This is a genomic window from Caballeronia sp. Sq4a (assembly GCF_023170545.1).
Lineage (GTDB): Bacteria > Pseudomonadota > Gammaproteobacteria > Burkholderiales > Burkholderiaceae > Caballeronia.
In genome coordinates this window covers 556075-578520 of sequence record NZ_CP084251.1, presented here as the reverse complement: position 1 = coordinate 578520, position 22446 = coordinate 556075, and the positions used below count along the sequence as shown (strand labels likewise).

General features: G+C 63.2%; 22 protein-coding genes. 5 read left to right on the top strand and 17 right to left on the bottom strand.

Annotated features, from left to right (window positions below; genetic code table 11):
- Positions 1-21: 21 nt before the first annotated feature.
- Entirely contained in the window at positions 22-1005 is a 984-nt protein-coding gene (locus LDZ24_RS16580) for a UDP-glucuronic acid decarboxylase family protein (protein ID WP_248323271.1), read from the top strand.
- Here LDZ24_RS16580 and LDZ24_RS16575 read toward each other — a convergent pair.
- The 7 genes from LDZ24_RS16575 to LDZ24_RS16545 all read right to left on the bottom strand — a co-directional run bounded on the left by LDZ24_RS16575 (position 995) and on the right by LDZ24_RS16545 (position 12302).
- Entirely contained in the window at positions 995-1597 is a 603-nt protein-coding gene (locus tag LDZ24_RS16575) for a ParB/Srx family N-terminal domain-containing protein (RefSeq protein ID WP_248323270.1), read from the bottom strand. The genes LDZ24_RS16580 and LDZ24_RS16575 overlap by 11 nt on opposite strands.
- A 9-nt stretch (positions 1598-1606) precedes the next feature.
- Positions 1607-4273 carry an ATP-binding cassette domain-containing protein gene (locus LDZ24_RS16570; protein WP_248323327.1) on the bottom strand — a complete coding sequence of 889 codons (2667 nt, stop codon included), beginning with the start codon at positions 4271-4273 and terminating at the stop codon, positions 1607-1609.
- A gap of 93 nt (positions 4274-4366) precedes the next feature.
- On the bottom strand, positions 4367-6772 hold the full coding sequence (locus LDZ24_RS16565) for a DNA polymerase II (RefSeq protein WP_248323269.1): 2406 nt from the start codon (positions 6770-6772) through the stop codon (positions 4367-4369).
- A gap of 177 nt (positions 6773-6949) precedes the next feature.
- The gene (gene flhC, locus LDZ24_RS16560; protein WP_175941722.1) at positions 6950-7621 is read right to left on the bottom strand and encodes a flagellar transcriptional regulator FlhC; all 672 of its coding nucleotides are present in this window, start codon (positions 7619-7621) and stop codon (positions 6950-6952) included.
- Positions 7622-7638: 17 nt separating this feature from the next.
- Positions 7639-7956, bottom strand: coding sequence for a flagellar transcriptional regulator FlhD (gene flhD, locus LDZ24_RS16555; protein WP_175941724.1), 318 nt, complete (start codon positions 7954-7956; stop codon positions 7639-7641).
- A 512-nt stretch (positions 7957-8468) separates the two neighbouring features.
- Complete coding sequence (locus LDZ24_RS16550; RefSeq protein ID WP_371747465.1) at positions 8469-9545, bottom strand: purine nucleoside permease; 1077 nt, start codon at positions 9543-9545, stop codon at positions 8469-8471.
- A 198-nt stretch (positions 9546-9743) separates the two neighbouring features.
- Complete coding sequence (locus tag LDZ24_RS16545) at positions 9744-12302, bottom strand: mechanosensitive ion channel domain-containing protein (RefSeq protein ID WP_248323325.1); 2559 nt, start codon at positions 12300-12302, stop codon at positions 9744-9746.
- Between the two features lie 245 nt (positions 12303-12547).
- On the opposite strand from LDZ24_RS16545, the gene LDZ24_RS16540 reads away from it, so the two are divergent.
- A complete protein-coding gene (locus tag LDZ24_RS16540; protein ID WP_248323268.1) occupies positions 12548-12772 on the top strand; it encodes a hypothetical protein in 225 nt (74 codons plus the stop codon).
- Between the two features lie 25 nt (positions 12773-12797).
- Here LDZ24_RS16540 and LDZ24_RS16535 read toward each other — a convergent pair whose 3' ends face one another.
- The 3 genes from LDZ24_RS16535 to LDZ24_RS16525 form a co-directional block, all read right to left on the bottom strand.
- Positions 12798-13727, bottom strand: a complete 930-nt coding sequence (locus LDZ24_RS16535) for a cation diffusion facilitator family transporter (protein ID WP_248323267.1) — start codon at positions 13725-13727, stop codon at positions 12798-12800.
- A gap of 34 nt (positions 13728-13761) precedes the next feature.
- A complete protein-coding gene (gene selD / locus LDZ24_RS16530; RefSeq protein ID WP_248323266.1) occupies positions 13762-14841 on the bottom strand; it encodes a selenide, water dikinase SelD in 1080 nt (359 codons plus the stop codon).
- A 65-nt stretch (positions 14842-14906) separates the two neighbouring features.
- Positions 14907-15446, bottom strand: coding sequence for a putative glycolipid-binding domain-containing protein (locus tag LDZ24_RS16525; RefSeq protein WP_248323265.1), 540 nt, complete (start codon positions 15444-15446; stop codon positions 14907-14909).
- 204 nt (positions 15447-15650) lie between these two features.
- Between LDZ24_RS16525 and LDZ24_RS16520 the strand changes: the two genes are divergently transcribed.
- Both LDZ24_RS16520 and LDZ24_RS16515 read left to right on the top strand, forming a co-directional pair.
- Positions 15651-16073, top strand: coding sequence for a BspC domain-containing protein (locus tag LDZ24_RS16520; protein WP_248323264.1), 423 nt, complete (start codon positions 15651-15653; stop codon positions 16071-16073).
- A 300-nt stretch (positions 16074-16373) separates the two neighbouring features.
- Positions 16374-16577, top strand: coding sequence for a hypothetical protein (locus LDZ24_RS16515; RefSeq protein WP_248323359.1), 204 nt, complete (start codon positions 16374-16376; stop codon positions 16575-16577).
- 98 nt (positions 16578-16675) lie between these two features.
- On the opposite strand, the gene LDZ24_RS16510 is transcribed toward LDZ24_RS16515, so the two are convergent.
- The 7 genes from LDZ24_RS16510 to LDZ24_RS16480 form a co-directional block, all read right to left on the bottom strand.
- Entirely contained in the window at positions 16676-17152 is a 477-nt protein-coding gene (locus tag LDZ24_RS16510; RefSeq protein WP_248323263.1) for a type VI secretion system tube protein Hcp, read from the bottom strand.
- A gap of 4 nt (positions 17153-17156) precedes the next feature.
- Positions 17157-17480 (bottom strand): hypothetical protein, encoded by a 324-nt coding sequence (locus LDZ24_RS16505; protein WP_248323262.1) that lies wholly within the window; start codon positions 17478-17480, stop codon positions 17157-17159.
- A complete protein-coding gene (locus LDZ24_RS16500) occupies positions 17477-17956 on the bottom strand; it encodes a DUF2778 domain-containing protein (protein WP_248323261.1) in 480 nt (159 codons plus the stop codon). The genes LDZ24_RS16505 and LDZ24_RS16500 overlap by 4 nt, the downstream gene beginning before the upstream one ends.
- 344 nt (positions 17957-18300) lie before the next feature.
- The gene (locus tag LDZ24_RS16495; RefSeq protein WP_248323260.1) at positions 18301-19068 is read right to left on the bottom strand and encodes an anti-sigma factor; all 768 of its coding nucleotides are present in this window, start codon (positions 19066-19068) and stop codon (positions 18301-18303) included.
- The gene (locus tag LDZ24_RS16490) at positions 19065-19580 is read right to left on the bottom strand and encodes a sigma-70 family RNA polymerase sigma factor (protein ID WP_175941743.1); all 516 of its coding nucleotides are present in this window, start codon (positions 19578-19580) and stop codon (positions 19065-19067) included. The genes LDZ24_RS16495 and LDZ24_RS16490 overlap by 4 nt, the downstream gene beginning before the upstream one ends.
- A gap of 43 nt (positions 19581-19623) precedes the next feature.
- Complete coding sequence (locus LDZ24_RS16485; RefSeq protein WP_248323259.1) at positions 19624-20001, bottom strand: hypothetical protein; 378 nt, start codon at positions 19999-20001, stop codon at positions 19624-19626.
- Positions 20002-20159: 158 nt separating this feature from the next.
- On the bottom strand, positions 20160-21149 hold the full coding sequence (locus tag LDZ24_RS16480; protein WP_248323324.1) for an AraC family transcriptional regulator: 990 nt from the start codon (positions 21147-21149) through the stop codon (positions 20160-20162).
- Between the two features lie 218 nt (positions 21150-21367).
- Here LDZ24_RS16480 and LDZ24_RS16475 point away from each other — a divergent pair, with 218 nt between their 5' ends.
- Positions 21368-22420, top strand: coding sequence for an aldo/keto reductase (locus LDZ24_RS16475; RefSeq protein ID WP_248323258.1), 1053 nt, complete (start codon positions 21368-21370; stop codon positions 22418-22420).
- The last annotated feature ends 26 nt before the right edge of the window (positions 22421-22446 follow it).

The window sequence follows — 22446 nt, the reverse complement described above, 5'->3', positions numbered from 1 at the left end:
TCACCACAAAAAGGAACCGACATGAAGGAAGCATATCGCAAGCGCATTCTGGTGACGGGCGGCGCGGGCTTTCTCGGCTCGCATCTTTGCGAACGCCTGCTGGCGCAAGGGCACGACGTGCTGTGCGTCGATAACTTCTACACGGGCACGAAGGACAACATCGCGCATCTGCTCGACAGTCCCAACTTCGAACTGATGCGTCATGACGTGACCTTCCCGCTGTACGTGGAAGTCGATGAGATCTACAACCTCGCATGTCCTGCGTCGCCGGTTCATTATCAGCATGATCCGGTGCAGACCACGAAGACGAGCGTGCACGGCGCGATCAACATGCTCGGGCTCGCCAAGCGCGTGAAGGCCAAGATCTTTCAGGCATCGACGAGCGAAGTGTATGGCGATGCGCGCGTTCATCCGCAACAGGAAGCGTACTGGGGCAACGTGAACCCGATCGGTCCGCGCTCATGCTATGACGAGGGCAAGCGTTGCGCCGAGACGCTCTTCATGGACTATCGCCGCCAGCATGGTCTCAACATCAAGATCGCGCGGATCTTCAATACGTATGGCCCGCGCATGCATCCGAGCGATGGCCGCGTGGTCTCCAACTTCATGATGCAGGCGCTCGCCGGCGAGCCGATCACCGTCTACGGCGAAGGCACGCAGACGCGTTCGTTCTGCTATGTGGACGACATGGTGGACGCCTTTATCCGTTTGATGAACACGCCCGACGACGTGACGGGCCCGGTCAATCTCGGCAATCCGCATGAACTGTCGATGCTGGAGATCGCGCAGCGCATCGTCGCGTTGACGGGCTCGAAGTCGGAGATCGTGTTCCGCCCGCTGCCGATGGACGATCCGTGGCACCGTCAGCCGGATATCACGCACGCGCGCCAGCTTCTCGGCTGGGAGCCGGTGACCGTGCTCGACGAAGGCTTGCGCCGCACCGCCGCGTACTTCCGGCAGATCATCGAGGCGCAGCAGACTCGTTCAGCACTGGCTACGCTTTGACGTTGAATCCCGGCAGTCCGCGCGCTTCGTCTTGACGAGAAGCGGCGACTGCCTGCGCGAGCGCCTTGGCGAAACCTGCAATCGACGAGAAATCGCCCTGCACCCGCTCGCGGAAGTACCCGGCCCACGGGAACTTCGCATTGGCCTCGGGAGGATCCGAATAGACGCCCGCCATTCGCACGAATGCGGCAAGGCTCAGATACGGATCGTCCGGCATCGCGGCAATTGACGGCGGCAGTGCTTCGACCGGCGTTTCGCGGCCTTGCTCGTCAAACGGATGAAGCCAGCGCCGCTCGCGCAACGCGGCGATAAACGAAGCTTGATCGCGGTCGCTGTAGTCGCACGCGATCATGACCGGCACGACCTCGATGCGCAGTTCATACCACGCGCGCGCCCAGTGATGATGATCGATCACATGCAGCGTGCCGCCTGGCCCGCGTACCACGCGCAGCGCGTGCTCGCGCAGGAATGCCGCGCGTTCGTGCTCGGGCGTGCTGCTCGTCAAATGCATTTTCTCGCGCACGTGTTCCATGCCGAGCGCCCCTTGCGTCGGCTTTAGTTCAACGATGCGCGCCGACGATTCGGTGTCCATATCGTCTCCTCATGCTTCGGTTCGCACGGCGACCTGCCTGATCGCCGCGATCAGCCGCTCGGCGGGAACGGGCTTCGTCAAGTGCAACTGAAAGCCTGCCATCTGCGCGCGCAGCCGGTCTTCCGTCTGCGTGTGCCCTGTCAACGCAATGGCCGGCATGCGTTCCCCGAGCGACACACGCCGGCTGGCTTCCAGTTCGCGCACGCGGCGCAGTACCTGATAACCGTCCTCTTCGCCGAGCACGATGTCGCACAAGAACGCATCGGGCCATTCCTGCGTGGGCGCTTGCGCGAGCCATTCGAGCGCTTCCTTGCCCGACGCCGTCAGTCTCACGCCCGCCCCGGACATCTCGAGCACCGCGCCGAGCGCCTCGCGAGCGGCGTCCTGATCGTCCAGCACCATGACGCACAGGCCCTCCAGATTGCCGGTAACGTTTGCGTTCGGCTCCGCGAGGCCCGCGAGACTGTCGGTATCGACCACGGGACGCAGCGGCATCATCGCGACATAGGCGAGGTGGCCGTCGACATAGCCCACCGTGAACGTGCCGCCCGTTTCCGCCAGCGCCTGTTCGAGCCGGCGAGCCTGCTCCTGCGAAAGCGGCGCGGGCTGCGCGCGACGGCCCAGCACGCAAACGCGCACCTGGTTCGCTTCGCGTTCCACACGCAGCTCGACGCGCTCGCCACGCTCCGCCGCGCGTATCTCCGTGCGACACAAGTCCGCGATCACGAACTGCAGCACGCCGGGGTCGCCGGTCACGCGCAAGTCGGCATCGGGCATCATGGTGTAAAGCTGCACGCCATGCTCGACGATCTCCTCGTGCAGACCATCGACCACGCCCGCGATCAACGCGCCGAGCCCGACCGGTTGCGCCGACACCTTGCGCTGCACTTGCGCGAGCTCCCCTTGTTGCGATTGCAGCGCCCACATACGCGCGTACACGCCACCGCGCTCGATCAATTCCGCATGCTGACCTTGCTCGACGATGCGGCCGTGCTCCATCACGAGAATCCAGTCGGCATTCACGACAGTCGAGAGCCGGTGCGCGATGACGATGGACGTGCGGCCTTGCGCGAGCCGGTCGAGTTCGCTTTGAATGGCGCGCTCGGAGCGCGTATCGAGCGCCGAGGTGGCTTCATCGAACACGATGATGCGTGGATCTTTGAGAATGGCGCGCGCAATCGCGATGCGTTGCCGCTCGCCGCCCGACAACCGCACGCCGCGTTCGCCGACGCGCGTGTCGTAATGATCGGGCAATCGTTCGATGAAGCTGTCCAGTTGCGCCGCACGCGCCGCGCGCACGACATCGGCGCGCGTGGCGGACGGCCGGCCATAGGCGATGTTATAGGCGATCGTATCGTTGAAGAGCACCGTGTCCTGCGGCACGATGCCGATGGCTTCGCGCAGGCTCTTTTGCGTGACCTGCCGGATGTCCTGACCGTCGATGGTAATGACACCCGCCGTCGGAGAATAGAGCCTGAACAGCAGCTTCATGAGCGTGGACTTGCCCGAGCCGCTACCGCCCACCACCGCGAGTTTCTTGCCCGGATGCGCGCGAAAGTCGATATCGCGCAGTATCTGTCGCGCCGGATCGTAGCCGAAATCCACATGCTCGAATTCGATCTCGCCGGCCGTCACGACGAGCGGCTTGGCATCCGCCTCGTCCACGTCTTCACCGCGACGGCCCCGCGCAAGCAGAATCTCGAACATGCGTTCGACATTGACGATGGCATCGTTCGTCTCGCGAAAGACGAAGCCGAGCGTGTTGAGCGGCGCGCACACTTGCACGATATACGCGTTCACGAGCACGAGGTCGCCCACGCTCATCGTGCCCGCCACCACGCTCTGCGCGGCGAGCAGCATCACGGCCGCGATGCCGATGGCGATCACGGTGCTTTGCCCCACATGCAGGATCGTCAATGCGCGCTGGTTCGCGGTGCGCGCGTCGACCCACTTGTCGAGCACGCTGGAAAGACGCTGGCGTTCTACGTCTTCGCTCGCAAAGAGCTTGACCGTCTCGTAGTTCAGCAAGCTATCAACGAGGCGGCTGTCCGATTGCGCTTCGAGCCGGTTCACCGCGCGTTGGAAACGCATGCGGTAGCGCGTGAAAATCAGCGTATAGATCGCGTAGCAAACGAACGTCGCGCCGATCGCAACCATGAACGTCTTCGCATACTGGCTCACCATGATGGCGACGACCGTGCCGATTTCGATCAACGTCGGCACGATGGTGAAAATGGCCACGCCGAGCAGAAAGCCGATACCGTCAGCGCCTTTTTGCACGTCGCGCACCACGCCGCCTGTTTCACGCTGCGCATGGAAACGCGCGCCCATGTTGTGCAAATGAGAGAACGTGCGCGCTGAAAACGATGCGACCGTGCGTTGCGTGACGACGCTGAACAGCACGTCACGTGCTTCGTTGAGCACGTCGCCGAGATAGCGCATCAGCACGTACGTCAGGATCACGAAGACCGGAAATACGGCGTTCGCGGTGGGCTTGCTGAACTCGTCGATGACGTGTTTCAGCATCAGGGGAACGGATACCACCGCGAGGCGCGACGCAATCATTAACGCAACGGCACCGAGCGTCTGCAAGCGAAACGTCCAGATCGCCTGCCAAAGGTCCTTCACGATGCGGTTACGAACTTGCGAGCGGCTGATTTCCGTGGACGCAGTCATCATGTGCATGCTTCCATTCTCGTTGTCGATGCAAGCAACGCGTAAAGCGGCAGCAAGTGCCGCGCCCGCGCACGCCCGTTCGTCTTTTGATGCCTAGAAAAGCGCTTGCTGTCCCGACATCAGCGTGGCGAAGTCGTTGCGCAGGAAGGGCAGGATGCCGTCGGCCACGGGCTGTAGCTGCTTGCTCACGTAATGCTCGTAGTCGATAGGCGCATGACGCGCTTCGACCGGCTCGGGGCCGCCCACCGTCATCACGTAGCTGATCCATCCACCGTTCTGATATTGCAGCGGGCGTCCCTGCTGCGCGTTAAATTCGTCGGCGGTCCGCGCGGCGCGTACATGCGGCGGCACGTTGCGCTCATAGTCGTCGAGGCTGCGGCGCAGGCGCTTTCGATAGATCAACAGGTCGTTCAGCTCGCCGCGCCGCGTGCGCTCGACGTAGTCGCGCACGTAGTCTTCATAAGGCTCGTCCTTGAAGATGCGCATATAAAGCTCTTGCTGAAAACGCTGGGCGAGCGGCGTCCAGTCCGTGCGCACCGTCTCTAGCCCTTTATAGATGATTTCTTCGCTGCCGTCCGCGCGTTGCGTGAGTCCCGCATAACGCTTCTTGCTGCCTTCGTCGGTGCCGCGAACCGTCGGCATCAGGAACCGCTTGAAGTGCGTTTCGAATTGCAGTTCCAGTGCGCTTTCGAGGCCGAATGTTTCGCGCAGATGCTCGCGCCAGTAATCGTTGACATGCTCGACGAGCGCGCGGCCTACACGCGCGGCGTCGTCCTCGCTGCGGGCGCGGCGCAGCCACACGAAGGTCGAATCGGTATCGCCGTAAATGACGCTGTAGCCGCGTGCTTCGATCAGCTCGCGGGTGCGATGCATGATTTCATGGCCGCGCATGGTGATGGACGAGGCGAGCCGCGGATCGAAGAAACGGCAGCCGCTCGAACCGAGCACGCCATAGAACGAGTTCATGATGATCTTGAGTGCTTGCGAAAGCGGCTTGTTGCGCTGACGCTTCGCGGCCTCGCGCCCTTCCCATACTTGTTCGACGATGGCCGGCAGACAATGCTTGTCGCGCGAAAAGCGCGCGCCGCGAAAACCGGGTACGGTGCGCGTCTGTTCTTGCGTTTCGCTCATGCCTTGCGCAAGACCGACGGGATCGATTAGGAATGTACGAATGATCGACGGATACAGGCTCTTATAGTCGAGCACGAGCACGGAATCATAGAGACCGGGCCGCGAATCCATGACGAAACCGCCAGGACTCGCTTCTTCCGGCACGTCGCCGAGATTGGGCGCAACGTACCCTAAGCGATGCATGCGCGGCATGTACAGATGCGTGAACGCCGCGACCGAGCCGCCGCTGCGGTCGGCGGCCAGTCCCGTCACCGTCGCGCGTTCGAGCAGGAACGGCAGAAGCTCGGTCTTCTCGAAGATCTTCGTGACGAGCTCGCAGTCGGTCAGGTTGTAGCGTGCGAGCGCGGGCTTGTCTTCGCGAAAGCGCCGCGCGATCTCGTCCATGCGGGCGTACGGACTGTCGATCGCCTTGCCTTCGCCCAGTAGCGATTGCGCGACGTGTTCGAGACTGAACGACGGAAAGTTCCACGTCGCCGAGCGCAACGCCTCGATGCCGTCCACCACGAGCCGTCCCGCGACGGATGCAAAGAAGTGATTGCGCTTCATGCCGTGCTCGCGCCATTCGATCACGCTGCCATCCCGGCCAATGGCCAGCGGCACGTCATAAGCGTCGGCATGCTTCTGCAGCACGCGCAGATCGAACTGCACGACGTTCCAGCCGATGATCGCATCGGGATCGTGCTCGGCGATCCACGCGTTGAAACGCTGAAGCATCTCGGCGCGGCTCGCGCAATATTCGAGGTCGAAGTCGAGCGGCGGATGCGCGTCGCCCGTGGGTGGCCCGAGCATATAGACCTGCCGCGCGCCGCAGCCTTCGAGCGCGATGGAATAGAGCTCGGCCGTGGCGCTCGTTTCGATATCGAGCGAGACAAGCTTGAGCGTTGGACGATACGCCGGCGCAGGCTTCAGCTCACTGTGAACCACGCCGTCGCGCGCTTCGCCTTCGAAGGAAACGGGCGCGGTGATGAACCGCTCCATCAGATAGCGCTCGGTCGGACGGATATCCGCTTCGTAGACGGTCACGCCCGCATTCTTCAGCGTCTTTTCGAGCGCGAGCAATTGACGATACTGCGCGCAGTAGAGCCCTAGAACCGGCTTCTGTCGAAAATCCGTGAGCGGCAGTTCGCGCAATTGCGCATCGCGCACCGCTCGCACGAGCGGCTCGGCCTTGTCGCGATCTTCCGCGCGGATGAACGCAACCGGCGTTTGCGGCGCGATGCGGACCTTGCGGGGACCGTGATCGGTGGCGAGCCAGAACTCGACCTCGGTGCCCGCGGCCGTATCGCGCCAATGACGCGTCAGCAAAAAGCCCTGCTGGGAGTGATTCGGTGCCTGAGCCAAGGCGTGTCCTTCGAAAGCGCGTGCCATCGAAGCATTTTACTTTGGGGGCAGAAAATGCAGCGGCGCGCATGGAAAGCGCGCCGGCGTGAACGAAGCGAGAAAGCTGGTGCAGAAAGTAAAACGCGGTAGCGGCTTGCCGGTCATCCACCATCCAGAACATCCACGCTGGATGGTCCTCGAAGGATGCGCCGGCGCCGCTACCGCCTAAGCAGCCTGTGCGACCAGGCTTGCGCGCGGCGGCTGCAAGGCCGCCACGTTTTCGAGTGCGACATGCGCCGGAAACTCCGGTGCTGGCGGCACTTCGCTCTTGCTAGACACAACCTCCAGAGCGGCTTCTTGAACGGCCTGTCGAGCGGCCGCCGCTTTCTTGGTCTTCCCCGCGCGTGACGGCGGCTGGCAGGCCCCGCACACCACGTTGTTCTGCAAATCATGTTTGTGTGCGACAAACTTCCCGGTGCAGCGGCAGCACGCTGTCATCTGCAGCATGCCCGCGTCGAAGAAGCGCACAAGAGTCCAGGCCCGCGTAAGGTCGAGTACCGCCTCGGCGCCGCTATGATTGCAGTGCTCGAGATACAGCCGATACCCCTTGGTCAACGCATCGAGATGCGAACAACCGGCTTCGTTCTTGAGGAACGTATAGGTGTTGTAGAAAAGCGATGCGTGGATATTCGCGAGCCACGTCATATACCAGTCCGCCGAAAACGGCAGCATGCCTTTGGGCGGCGACACGCCCTTCACTTCGCGATAGAGACGAATCATGCGATCCCGCGAAAGCGTGAGTTCGCTCTCCAGCACTTGCATGCGCGCGCCGAGTTCGATCAGCGCGATGGCGCGGAACACTTCCTGGGCGTCTTCGGTGAGGCTCTTCTTCAGCATGGCTCGCTCCGTCTCTCTTAAGCGAACTGTTCGGCCGGCTGGCCAGCCAGCAGGATGGCTGCGTGCGTCGGCGCGATGTCCGCGTTCTTCGCGGGCTGCGTCAATGCGGACAGCATCGAGTGATCGTTGAAGCGGAAAGCGCACAGCAAGTTGTCGGATTGCGCGAGCTTGACGACCTGCGCGAGCGTGAGCCCCGACAGGAGGTCAGCCAGTTCGGCCGACAGCCCGAGCCGAAACATGCCGATGGCCCGGTCCTCGCGCAGCAGACGCTGTGCGAGCATGATGTAAGACAAGTTGATTTCCCGGATCGATTCCAGCGTCTCGCGACCGTTCATGGTTGCTGCTTCCAGTAAATCCCCGATTTTCTCGCCGGCTTTTGCCGATATCTTTTTTGTGCCTCACCGGGCTCTCTTCGCCCGGCTACGAACTTTGATACAGGCCGTTACAACTTGTAACAACACTGTGAAACGGATTCTAAGTACGGCCTTAATCGAACGCAAGACCATCTCAATAATATTTTGTTGCAAATAACACTTTCGATCGGTAACGTTTGCTTCGTCGAGAAACCGGCAAATTTTACTGCGTTTCGACGTGAGTTTTTCGTCTGTTCGTTCGAATTTCGCGAGGCTGGTTTTTTATATGAGTAATTGCCTGACGTCCGGAACAACGGGGCGTTCGGGCATTCGGTTGACAGATCGAAGGGATATTTTTGAGACGCGCTTTGGGCCAAAAAGCGGTAAAAAAGCCGCGATACCGGAAATTACCGATCCGCGGCTAAAGATGTAATAGATTCTGATGTCGTGTTACTACGTTGTGACATCGGACAAAACGAGGGTTTGCCCGATGCTTACCGCTGAGGGACGCCTTTGCGCCACGCGCCCCAGTGCGAGACGATTTCCTGAACGAAAGGATTGCCGGTCAGATACAAATTCTGGATGGCGGGTGTAAAACCGCCCTGCGCCGAATAGTTCAGAAGGTTGTCGCTGGCCGTCTGTCCTTCGTAGGGCCGGTCGAAGTCCGAGCCGGCGCGCAGGTCCGCCACGCGCGACAGATCCACTCGCCTGACGCTCGCGGCGCGCTTGAGCGCCTCGAAGGTCGCGTTGTCCTCCTGCTGCGTCGTGCAGTAGACGCCCTTCCCGTCGGTCAGCAGGCGCGTCCAGTAACGCGCCCGCTCGCCGATGTACTTGCCCGACCACCAGGTATCGCCTGCGAGCGTGTCGCACTGGATCACGCGTGGCTGCTGGTTCGCCGGCGCGTAGTTGAACTTGGCGCGTGCGACCTTCGCCTGATCGCTGTCGGAGAGCGTCACGTTGCGCGAAAGCGCATACGCGGCGTCCGCGAGCGACGCGTTCAGCGCAAACACTTCCGTGCGATAGTCGAGCGGCGGTTTGTCGTGCGGACTCTTCGTGTTGATGCCGAGGAAGCCGGTCGGCCAGTCCGCCGGCTTTTCGCGTGCGTCGATTTCCCACTGGATGCCGAAATCGACCAGATACTTCGCCCACGCCGCCGAGCCGAGCGTGCCCCGCGCCGGATCGATGCCGGCGATGCCCGCGATCAGGAAGTACGTGTGCCGCAGATCGAAGCGGTCGGAGAACGTCAGCGCCATGATCGACGCCGTGGCGTTCGCGTGGCCCATGCCGGTCGTGATGACGCACACGTCGTCGCGGTTGCAGTGCACGTCCGGATAGTCCGGCGAAAGTCCCGGCACATGCACCGCCTGCCACGGGCCGAGGTTGTCGAGCCAGACCTGGCCTTCCGGCCCGAACATGGTGACGATCATCACCTTGACGTGCCGGCCGCCGTCTCCATGGCGTTCGCCGTCTCCGTGGCGTTCGCCGCTCATGTCGTCGGGTTGTTGCGCGAAGGCGCAACCGGTGAAGGCGCACAGCGTCGCGAGGCCGGCGGCGGCGAGCGCCGTGCGCATCTTCGCGGGCGCGCGCTTGAAACGAGTCGATTGAAACCGTGCGGCGATTTTCATGGCGAGCATCGTCCTCTTGAAGGTTCGAACTTCGAAGAAAAGCCGCCGCGCCGTGGCAATCATGTACCGGCGCGGCCGGCCCGGACGATTATAGGAGAGCCAATAGCTATTCGACCGCGCGGGCTCCCCATGCTCATGTGCCGCTCATGTACCGCTCTGCGCGCCGCGCGGCGGCGGCGCGCTCGCGGCGACATTGCTGCCCGCGGCCGCTTCGCTCGTCGGATGCTGCGACGCCTTCGACGGCTCCGCGCGCTGTTCCGCGCCCGTCCGCTCGCTATCCTGCTGAAGCTCCTGCGCGGTCTCGTGCCCGTTGCCGCCGACGATCACGAAGTTGCGCTGCGGATTCGCGATCTCGATGCCGCGCGCCGTGAACTCGTTGAGAATGCGCCGGTTGAACTCGCGCTGCACCGGCCAGCGCGCGCTGTCGCGACACTGAATCTGGCCGGCGAGCGTGACGGTCGAACCATCGACCGCATCCACGCCCCAGAAGCTGAAGTCGGAGAGAATCCCGTCGCGGAACGCCTCGTCCTGGCGCAGCGCGTTGCCGATCTCCTTCAGCGTCGCAATGGCGAGATCGACGTCCTGGCCGAGCGCAATCGACACGCGCACCGCCGCGTTGCCGATGCCGCGGTTCGTGTTGTTCACCGTCGTCACCGAACTGAACGGCACGGTGTACAGCGAACCATCGCCGCCGCGCAGCCGCACGGTGCGAATGGACAGATACTCCACCGTGCCCGACACGCCCGCGACCGTCACCCAGTCGCCGACCTGCATCGCGTTTTCCATCAACAGGAAGATGCCGGTGATGAAGTCCTGCACGAGCTTCTGCGAGCCGAAACCGAGCGCCACGCCGAAAATGCTCGCGCTCGCGAGCAGCGGCGCGGTGTTCACGCCGATCTCCGAGAGCCCGGTCAGCACGACCACCATGCCGATGACGACGAGGAGCGCCGTGCGCATCATCGGCAAGAGCGTGCGCAGGCGCGCGGCGCGCACGCGGTCGCCCGTGGCGTTCCACTGTTCGAGACGACGCTCGACCAGCACGTTGGCCGTTTCCCACACGAGCACCGCGAACACGGCGGCGACCGCGATGGTCAGAATCGCCGACGCGAGCCGGTTGCCCACGCCGCCCGACGTGAAAAAGCGCACGACATGCACGCCCCACACTTCGAGCAGCGCAATGACGGTCGCCACGCCGATGACCGTCTGCACGATCCGGCGCAGCACCGGGTAATAGCGGTATGCATGGCGATGCGCGATGGACTTGCTCGCGAAGTCTTCGTCGTCGTTGTCGCGGAAGATGCGCCCGAGCGCGCCGAACGCGACGATCGCAGCCACGCGCGCGCCGACCAGCACCAGCAGCGACACGCCGCCCAGGTGGAAGAGCGTGCTGTAGCCGTTCTGCACGTCGAGCGCCCACACGAACCACAGCGCGATCACGAAGAAGATCGCGACGCCCGCCCAGATATCGGCGACCCAGCTGCCGACGAGCGCGACCGACCGATACGCCGTCATGCGCTGGCGAATGCTCTCGCCGACGAGCCTGCGCGATTCGAAGATCACCCACGCGACCATCAGATGCACGACGAGCGTGACGATTTTTAGAATCGCGATATGCGCGGCATCGGTCAGGCCGAGCGGCTCGCAGCCGTTCGCGAGCGCGATGCCCGCGCCCGCCACGATCACGATGCGCAGCAGCCAGCGGTACATGTACATCGCGTACTGATCGCGCATCTGCAGGAGCCGCAAGCCACGCGCGCGCGGCGCGACGAAGAAGCCGAACACGATCATCACGAGGCGGCAGACCAGATAAACGTCGATGAGCGCGCCCGCGACGTGCGCCTCGGTCGTGTTGTCGTCGATGAAAACCGACATCAGCACGGTCGCCGCGCCCATGAACACGCCGAGCGGGATCAGCTTCAGCACGAGATACAGCAGCGCGTTCGGCAGACGCCGCAACAAAGTCCAGTGCCGAGCCGCATGGCGCTTGCCGCGTGCCGCGTCCGCCTTGCGCTCCGCGACATGCTGCTGCACTTCGTCGCCGGAGCGGTGCGCCGCATCCTCGGCATGTTCGGCGGCGCGTTGCTCCTGCACCAGTTCCGGCTCGGTCACTTCGGCGTCCGCGACCCCGCGCGCGGCGACTTTCTCGCGCGACTTCCTCAGAAGACGCCCCGCCAGATATTCGATCACGAGCGCGGGCAGGAGCGAGAGCAGCACCGACCATGCGACGTGGGCCATCAGATCCCGCGCCTGCTCGCTCGCGAGCCGGTCGTGCCACCAGTGCACCACCGAGCGCACGTTGAGCAGCGCCGCCACCGAGTGCCGCAGCCCCGTGCCGAAATGCACGAGCCAGTTGCCCGCCTGACGCGAAATCTGCGATGCGAGGCCGTTGGCCTTCAGCGAATTCGCCAGCACGCCCGACGCCCCGGATGCCGGCGCGGCGCCCGCAGCCGAAGCGGGCTGCGCCGCGCTCGCGGGCACGGCGAGCGTGCCGGCCGCGGCCACCGCGCGCAGCGTGTCTGCCACTTGCGCGCGCCGCTGCGGATCGTCGAGAACGGAGAGCGCATCGCGCGCCTGTTGCGGCGTCAGCGCGACCGCGGGCTGCGACGCATGCTGCGCGGGCGCGGCGGCCAGGGCGGTTGGCGAGAGCATCGAGACGAGGCCCGACACGACAATGAAATAGACGGCAAGTAAATAGTTGCGCATGGGTCGGATGAAGATCACGAAATTTCGGGGACTCGATGCGGACGACGCGCACGGCACGGAATCACGCGATGGCTCGACAGGCGACGCGCCGCAAGCACTGCACGCCGCGGACCGAAGCGTGCTATCGCGTTGATGTTGAAACCACAATGACAAGGACAATGCTCAAACGTTCGCAGTACCGGGGTCGATTTCGCTGGTTGAAAGTCGGTGCGCACGGGGCGAAAGTCGCGCTCGCGGCGGCTTCGTTGTCTGTAGCACTTGGCGCACCCGCTCCGCTTTTCGCGTCGCCGGGCGGCATGCCGAACACGCCGCGCGCCGCGTCGGGCGCGCTTGCCGCGAACGGGCGACACGCCGCGCCGTTGCCCGAGATGGGCGTCACGCAGGTTCCGGGCCGCGGCCGCACCCGAGTGCCCGCAACGCCTGTCACGCCGCGTCCGCACTATGCGCGGGCACCCGCGCATTTGCCTTGAGTCTGCCTTATATGCAGCGCGGGGCTCAGGCAGCGGCGGCAGACTTGCGCACTTCGCGCGGCACATCCGGCTCGAAGAACACCCAGCGCACTTGGGGAAAAGCACGCTGAAGGTCGTCCTCGATGACGTTGATCGCGTCGATCATCGCGCGGCCGCTCGGGTAGTCGATCATCTCGGCCTGCACTGCGACGACGAGATGCTTGCCCCACTGCAACGTAATGAGGCTGATGATGTGCGTGACTTCCGGACGGGCGCGCAGATGCGCGTCGATGGCCTTGCGCACTTCGGGGCTCGCGGACTCGCCGACGATCATCGACTTCACCTCGCGGGCGACGAGAAACGCGATGACCATGAGCAGCAGGCCAACGCCGATGGAGCCGGCGGCATCGTAGGCGGGATTGCCGGTGATCATCGTGAGCAGCACAGCGGTGAAGGCGATGGCGAGACCTGCGAGCGCGGCCACGTCTTCGCCCGCCACGACGAGCAGTTCCGATTCGCGCGTCTCGCGGAACCATCGCCATAGCGTCTTGTTCGGCGTGGTCTTGCGGATCTCGCGCATGGCGCCGGCAAGCGAAAACGCCTCCAGCGCGACGGACACGCCGAGAATCACGAGCGCGACGATCGGATTCGACAAAGGCTCATGGTGCAGCAGCCGATGCGCGCCCTCGTACACCGAAAACGCCCCGCCCACGAAGAAGAGCAACAGCGCCACGAGAAGCGCGTAGAAGTAGATCTCGCGTCCCGAGCCGAGCGGATGCAGCGCGTTCGCCGGAGCCTGCGCACGCTTCAGCCCAAAGAGCAGCAGCAGTTGATTGCCGCAGTCGGCGGTGGAATGAATGGCTTCCGCGAACATCGAGCCGGAACCCGTGAACGCGGCTGCCGCGAACTTGCAAACCGCAATGCCGAAATTCGCGGCGAGCGCGTAGAAGATGGCTTTCGGCGATTCTTCCTTCATGAGCACCCGCTGAGGATTGTCCAGGAGAGTTGTGTTAGCGCACCTCTACGCGCCCCGCGCCGTCCGTCATTTCGCCGATGACCGCCGCCTCGGCGAAGCCATCGGCACGGAAAATCGCCAGCACGTCGTCGACGGCTTCGGGCGCGCACGACACGAGCAGCCCGCCCGATGTCTGCGGATCGGTGAGCAAGGTTCGGGCCGCTTCCATCGACGTGCCCGCCAGTTCGCCCAGCGTGACGTCCGCGCCATACGCGGCCCAGTTGCGGCCCGACGCGCCCGTGAAGATGCCGGCCTGCACGAATTGCTCGACCTGCGGCAGCCACGGCAGCGCGGCATAACGGATGCGCGCTGTCAGCCCCGCGCCGCGCGCGAGTTCCAGCGTGTGCCCGAGCAGGCCGAAGCCCGTGACATCGGTGAGCGCGTGAACGCCGTCGAGTTGCGCGAGTTCCGCGCCGGGGCGATTGAGCTTCGTGGTCGCGGCGATCATCGCGGCGTAGCCGGCCGCATCGAGCTGATTCTTCTTGAGCGCCGCCGACAGCACGCCGACGCCGAGCGGCTTGCCGAGAATCAGCACGTCGCCCGCGCGGGCGGCCGCGTTGCGCTTCACGCGCGACGGATGCACGACGCCGAGCGCCGCGAGCCCGTAGATCGGCTCGACGGAGTCGATCGAGTGGCCGCCCGCGACCGGTATGCCCGCGTCCGCGCACACCGCCTCGCCGCCCTTCAGCACCTGCGCGATGACTTCGTGCGGCAGCACGTTGATCGGCATGCCGACGAGCGCGAGCGCGAGAATCGGCTTACCGCCCATCGCGTAGACATCGGAGAGCGCGTTGGTCGCGGCGATGCGGCCGAAGTCAAACGGATCGTCGACGATAGGCATGAAGAAGTCCGTCGTCGCGACGATGGCTTGTTCATCGTTGAGCCGGTACACGGCGGCGTCGTCGGCGGTGTCGTTGCCGACGAGCAGATTCGGGAACGCGGGCATCGGCGCGCTGCGCTTGAGCAGGTCGGCCAGCAGCCCCGGCGCGATCTTGCAGCCGCAGCCGCCGCCATGCGAGAGGCTCGTGAGACGCGGGCCGTTTGTCGATTCAGGAGTAAGTGCGGTATCGGTCATCGTTTGAGTCATGCCAGAAAGTCTTCGATGACCTGCATTATCGCCGCTCGCGGCCCGGCGCGTCTTTACGCGATCCGTTCGAAGAGGCCGGGGTAGTCGGTCACGAGGCCGTCGTCATCGACCGCGATCTCGGCGGTAAAGCCCGTGTCGAGTCCTTCGAAGCGGTAACGCCTGTTCGGCTCGATACATGTATAGGCTTGCGCGACGGCGCTCACGGTCATCTCCGGAACACGCACGTACGCGACGCGAATCTCGCGCCGCTCGCCCGGCTGCAAGCGCAGGCGGCGGATGGGCAACGTATTGGTGAACGGCGTCGCGATGATGTCCACGTCAATGCAGCCGTTGAGCGCTTCGTGCGGCGCGCCGTGCTCGTCGGTCCACGCCTGCGCGCGCTGCAAATCGATCGACCCGCCGCCGGCTAGCTTCACGGCAAGCCGCGTGACCTGCCAGCGCGCATCGCACTCGATGCGGTAGGTGATGCCGAACGGCCCGGCCTCGCCTTCGCCCACGACGACGCTTTCGATGACGACGCCATCGGACCGCTCATCGAGCACGAGGTGCTCGAGCCCTCGGCCATCCCGCTGCATCCATCGCGCCTGTTTCATGATGTGCCTCGATTCGTAAGCCGGCTCACGACAAGCATACAACGCGACGCGAAGGCTTTCGATCGGCATTCGATCTTCGATGCGCTCGACGGAGAAAAACATCGCACGGTATACTTCGGCATCTCAAAAACGAGGCGCGCTTCTCCCTGCGATGCGCGTCCGTGCTCCATCTCGTTCCCTGCCGACAACGCCCATCGTGACTGCATGAAAACCTTGATCGCCCCTGCGCTGTGCGCGCTTCTGCTTTCGGCGTCGCTGTTCCAGATGGTTCAAGCTCAAGAGACGCCCGACCCTACCGAAGATTATTCGTATCTCACGCGCCTGCATGTGCCCGATACCGTCGTGCAATGCGTCGCGGCCTTCGACCGCTGGGTCGAGAACGCGCCGAAGTACGACACGCTGATCGTGCCGGACCGCCGCGTGCTGTCCGCGAAGATCGACGACGACACGGCGATTCTGAGCCCCGCCAATCCCATTCCCGTAGACAAGGTGATCTTGATGCGCGCGTTCGCCAAGGCGCGCGGCAAGGCGCAATGGATGCGCGTCGATAGCCGCTGCGGCGTTCGCGACGGACAAGTGGTCGGCGTCTCGCTCACGCCGAACTTGAAGCCGCAGATCGTGCGATGAACGGCGGCAAGCGTCGCGTTTATAAGCCTGCTTCGTAAATATTTCAGGCAACACTTTTGCTTACAAACGAACACGGCTTGTCATTTTGCTAACGGCTAAATTGGTTTCCACGGATTCACACGGAGAAACCCATGAAGAAGTTAGCGATTCTTGCGGTGCTGAGCGTGGTGTTGGGAAGCACGCTGTCGGGCTGCATCATCGTGCCCGACGGAGGCGGCTATCACCACCATCACGACTATTACCGCTAAAGCCGCAACGGCCTGACACGCTGCGAGTCATCACAATACCAAGGAGCCAATCATGTTCGACAAGACAAAAAAGAGCCTGCTTATCGCGTCCGTTGCTGCTTCGCTGGGCATGGGCCTCGTGAACGTCGCCTCGGCCAATGTGCATCACGGGCATCACCATGCCGTGAAGGTGGGCTGGCACGGCGATCGTTACTGGGACGGCCATCGCTATTGGCAGCGCGCGGAGTGGGAACGTCATCACATGCATCGCGGTTGATCGGGCGGGCTTCGCTCGATGGAAAAGCCGCAGCGCGTTGTGTCGCTGCGGCTTTTTGTTTTTCGGCGGGTCCTTCGTGCACGAGCTTGCAATGGAGCCTACGCGGTCTGATTGTTCCTCATGTCAATCAATCCCGTAACGGCACCCATGGCGCCGCCATGCCGATTTTGCAGAACATATTCTTGCTTCATGCGTGAGAACGACAGACCGACCGTTTCGATTGCGTATCCGCCATCGGCCGAAGGCAGGACCTTTGTGATCACCACATCGGACATCGTGATTCGATAGAACGTAAACGGCGACCCTCCCGCTTTGCGCATCGAGAGTTTGACTTCGCTGATGTGCTTGCCTTGGAAGCAGAACGCGGCGAGCGTCGGTGATGCGCAATCTACCTCGTGCTGAAACACGAGATCGGACACTGAGGCTTTGCTTGCGCCGCCGCCGGAGCCCGACAGCATGCGTGCATCTTGTTCGATCAGGAACTGCCAGTGAATTACGTCGATGGCATTGAGAAAGTCCGCATCTTGTGATTCGCCTTTGATGCCGTCGAGTTGGATAAAGATGTCTGAGGTCATTGCACTATTCGATGGAAGATTCGCTTCGCGAATCATTGCTTATTGACTTACGCCTGCGGTGCATGCGCTTCGCAAACTTCCAGACAAGAACTAAGGCCGCCGCTACGCTTGCCCAACAAGCAAGAACAATCGAGTAGAGTCCGACATCCTGAATATCTTCAGGCGCAGGGTCCTTCACGCCAAAGACGCCAAGTAGCCAACGGATCGCCATATCCTCTTCGTAGGACATCATTCCGGACCGGACAATGATGGCGCGTGCTAGTAAGACGCCTAGAACTAGCGACGCAACGGTGATAAGGACGATGTACAGAGCCTTCGTGTGCTTCATCGAACCGTCACCGTGCCATATGCTTTTAGCGCCGACCCCGGGACGCTTAGTGCGGGCGGGGACCGGCGAATGAATCGTTGAAGGAATTCGAATTCAGCGGGATTAACGAGCGTAATGCATCCTTCACTGATACCGTGCGTTCCCTCGGGATGCAATCGGAATTGCCCTCGCTGTATGCCGTTGATCATCGTCACGTCGCCAGTTCGCGGGTTCCAGAGCATGAACCATTTCCTACGGTCTGTGCTCCCGACGAAAGGAGCCCCGAAATCGCGCAATGCTCCCAATATTCCTCCTGAAAGACGATCCACAATATAGTATTGCCCCGGCGGTATGGGACCGATCTTCGGCGTAGCTATCTTCTCCGGATTATCCCGGCCCTCCTTCTGGCCCGAGAACGCCTCTACCGTTCCATATCCCTCACACACTAGCGTAGAAGTGCGGCGATGATTAAGAGTGAAGATGCAGCGAACCGGCATACTCAAGACCTCGTTGCTTCGCGCACAGCGCTAGAAGAATGCGGCGTAGACGAACGGTCGCCGCAAGTCATCGCGCTGGCTCGGCTGAACGACGACGCCATTAAGTCTTGCGACAGCGCAGCCATCTCGGAACTAATGGGCCGAATGACAACGAACCGAGCACCGAGGAAGTCGCTACCCGGATCGTCCTTGGCACGCACTGAACTTCCCTGATCATAGTTAGCATTCCCTATTGATATCGACATCGGCGCTGTAAGAGTAGCGCTAACGAAGAATGCTATGTATGGATTTCTGTCACGTCACCTGACGCTTGCATCAAAACAGAGATCGCGTGAATCCACTCGTCACCAATTCTTCGGATCCCCGCCCAGTTCCTTGCAAGTGTCATAAGCGATCGCCTGCAGCTTCGCCTGCCCGATCTGCCCGGAGAGCGCATAGCCGACGCGATCCGATGCCCAGTAGTACGTCGTGCGCGGACCGTCTTGCAGCATCCTGACCTTCGCGTCATTGCGGGCGACCGTGGTCATGTACAGCGTGAGCCGTTCGCCCGATGCGTTCTGATACATGAATTGCGCGGCCGGCCCTTCTTCGCCCGGCAAGAGGCGCCCGCCGACAAGCTCGAAGCCGTACTCCGCAAGCGACGGAATCGTGAGCGTCCGGTTCAGGCGCTTCGACAGCCAGTTCACAAGATGATCCTGCTGCGACGCCGCCACTTCCACCGCGTGGCGCTGCTCGGGCGCATACACCGCGTAGGCGATATCCGCGCGCTCCGCGAAACGCGCACGCGGCTCGCCCAAAACGGGCAGCAGCATGTGCATGAGAAACCCGCACGCGATGCCGACAACCAGCAGGCACGCAGCCAGCAGATAACGTTGCCTCGCGGGCGGCCGCATCACGACGATCTGCGGCTCCGCCTGTTCCGCCGCGAACAGCGCGCGCAATGCGTTGTCCTGCGCGCGATAAGCGGCCACCGTCGCTTCGCAGGCGGCGTCGTTCGCGATGCGCGTGGCGGTCGCGTCGCGTTCGTCGCCGGGCAACTCGTCGTCGATATAGGCGGACAGCGCCTGCAACGCGCGCTCGTTGTCGTCGGCTGGGCGGTCTTGATTCGTCATGAGCGGCTCACCACTTTCAACGGCGCAGGACGCTCCTTCTCTTCGCCCAGCAAGACGCGCATATGTTCGCGCGCCCGCGAGAGGCGCGACATGACCGTGCCCGCCGGCACGTTCAGCACCTGCGACGCTTCCTGATAACTCATTTCCTCGACGCATACGAGCAGCATCACTTCGCGCTGCTCGACCGGCAGGCAGTACAGCGCGCGCTGCACGTCGCGCAGCACGAGGCCATCGACTTCGCCGCGCGGCGCGGCCATCTGCCGCCAGGGCGCGGTTTCATCGTCGACGGCAATATCGCGGCGTCCCCGCAACTGGTCGATATAGATGTTGCGCATGATCGTGAAAAGCCACGCACGCAGATTCGTGCCCGCGCGGAACATGCTCGCGCGGTTGAGCGCGCGTTCGGTGGCATCCTGCACGAGGTCGTCGGCCCACGCGCGATCGCCCGTCAGTGCGCGCGCATAGCGGCGCAACTGCGGGAGATGCGCGAGAAGATCGTGCTCGAAGTTCACGAGCGTGCTTCCGAGTGTGCTTTATAACGCGCCGGTCACGGCTTCAAGGCTTGACCACGTGCCACGCGTTGCGAAAGTTGTCGCCGTTCTTGTCGCCGGGCTTCGTGTCCTTGGCGAACCGGTACACGCGCTTGCCGTCGTAGGCCCATTGCTTGCCGCCGTCGGCCGATTCGGTCGTCCATTTGCCGCTCGGCTGGTCGGAGTCGCTCGCCATCGCGGCCGGCCACGCCTGCGCGCAGCCGCCGGTGCACGCGCTCGGGCTGCCTTTGGTGTCCTTGTCGAACGTATAGAGCGTCATGCCGTTTTCGTCGACATACATGCCGTTGGCTTCCTTGGGCGCCGCCGCGAAAGCCGACGACGCGACGCAGGCAGCGGTGCTCGCGACGGTTACAGTGACGGCCAGCAGAATGTGCTTGTTCATTTCATCTTCCTCGCGAAAAAAGTACGTGGCAGTTTCCGCAGAACGTCCCGCGGCGCTGCGTTATTCCGCGGACGATGAAATAAACCGATGCGGCAGCGCCGACGCATCGCCAGTCAGCATTCGTGAGGTCATGCGCAGTGCGTCGTGCGTCGTACGGCTCAGGCGCCGGCGGCGGCCGCATCGCGCCAGCGGCGCGTATCGCGCAGGGGCGGCGCGCCGAAGAGCCGGCTGTATTCGCGGCTGAACTGCGACGCGCTTTCATAGCCTACGCGATGCGCGGCCGTCGCGGCATCCGCGATATCGAGCAGCATCAACCGCCGCGCTTCCTGCAAGCGCAATTGCTTCTGATATTGCAGCGGGCTCATCGCGGTCACGGCCTTGAAGTGATGATGCAGCGACGACACGCTCATATGCACGTCCTTCGCGATGTCCTCCACGCGCAACGGCTGATCGAAATGCTGACGCAGCAGCTTGATGGCCTTCGCGATGCGCTGCGTCTGGCTGTCGTTGAGCGCGATCTGCCGCAGCCGCGCGCCGGAGCCGTTCATCAGCAGCCGGTACAAAATCTCGCGCTTGACGAGCGGCGCGACGATCGGCACGTCTTCCGGCGTGTCGATGAGGCGCAAGAGGCGCAGCACCGCGTCGAGCATCGACGTGCCGAGGCGATTGACGAACAGGCCGCGCGAAGCGTCGGTCTGCGTCGCGGGCGGCAGGTTCTGGTCCTGGATCAGCGAGGTGATCTCTTCGACATCGAGGTCGAGCCGCAGGCCGAGATACGGCTCCGAATCGCTCGCGACCGTCACCTGCCCGATCACCGGCAAATCGACGGACGAAACGAGATAGTGCATCGGATCGTAGACATACACCTCGTCGCCGACGATCACGCGCTTCGAACCCTGCGCGATGAGCGCGAGCGCCGGTGTCTGGATGCCCGGCTTCGGCCCGCCGGGATTCATCACGCGATGCAGGAAAAGGCCCGGCACCGGCGTCTCCGTCGTGCCTTCGCAGCCTACGGTAAAGCGGTCGATCAGCGCGACGAGATCGAGCCGCGCCTGATCGAGCGTGGAGTCGGATGAAACGCGGTGCGTTTCGCGGGAATGATCGTGAGCATCTTTTCCGGCGAGGCCGGGCGTGTCGTTCAGCGCCATGGTTTCCGAAGGGACTCGAGCGTGGAAGAAGTCGACATAGCTTACTCGCGCGAGCGCGATCGTGCGCGCGCCCTGCCCCCGCGTTTGCAGGAACAGGCAAGGATTCGACAGGATCAGGCTATGAACGCCGCGCGTTGCCGGACGATACTGCATTGGGGGCACCGAACGCTCGTCGCATTTCAGCGAACGCTTCACGCCTCGTCCACTCGGGAGCAACCATGCGCTACAGGAAATTCGGCAACACCGGCCTCTTCGTCTCCGAACTGTGCCTCGGCACCATGACGTTCGGCGGCGGTGGCGGCGGCATCTGGGACAACATCGGCCAGCTTCAGCAGGCGGACGCCGACAAGCTCGTCGGCCGGTCGCTCGACGCGGGCATCAACTTCATCGACACCGCCGATGTCTACGCCGACGGCCAGTCGGAAATCATCACCGGACAGGCGCTCAAGAACCTGAAGGTGCCGCGCGAGAATGTCGTCGTCGCGACGAAGATTCTGGGCGAAGCGGGCACCAAGAGCGTGAATTCGCGGGGCGCGTCGCGGTTTCACATCATCGACGGCGTGAAGGCGAGCCTCAAGCGCCTGCAACTCGATCACGTCGATCTCTATCAGATTCACGGCTTCGATCCCGCCACGCCGATCGAAGAAACGCTGCGCGCGCTGGATACGCTCGTGCAGCACGGCCACGTGCGCTACATCGGCGTGTCGAACTGGGCGGCCTGGCAGATCATGAAGGCGCTCGGCATTTCGGAGCGGCTCGGACTCGCGCGCTTCGAATCGTTGCAGGCCTATTACACGATCGCCGGACGCGATCTGGAACGCGAACTGGTGCCGCTGTTGCAGAGCGAAAACGTCGGGCTGATGGTGTGGAGCCCGCTCGCCGGCGGCCTGCTTTCCGGCAAGTTCACGCGCGAAGGCGGCAAGGAAGAAGGCAGCCGCCGCTCGAAGTTCGACTTCCCGCCGGTCAACGTCGATCGCGCCTACGACTGCATCGACGTGATGCGCCGCATGGCCGAGGCGAAGAGCGTGTCCGTTGCGCAGGTCGCGCTGGCGTGGCTCCTGCACCAGAAGGTGGTGACGAGCGTGATCGTCGGTGCGAAGCGTATCGAGCAGCTCGATGACAACATCGCGGCGACGAACGTGCGGTTCAGCGAGGACGAACTCGCGGCGCTCAACGAAGTGAGCCAGTTGCCGGCCGAATACCCCGGCTGGATGCTCACGCGCCAGGGCGAATACCGCCGCAACCAGCTGAAGGAAGCGGCGGGCGAGTAAGTCTCGGGCTGGTAGGGTTAGCCGGC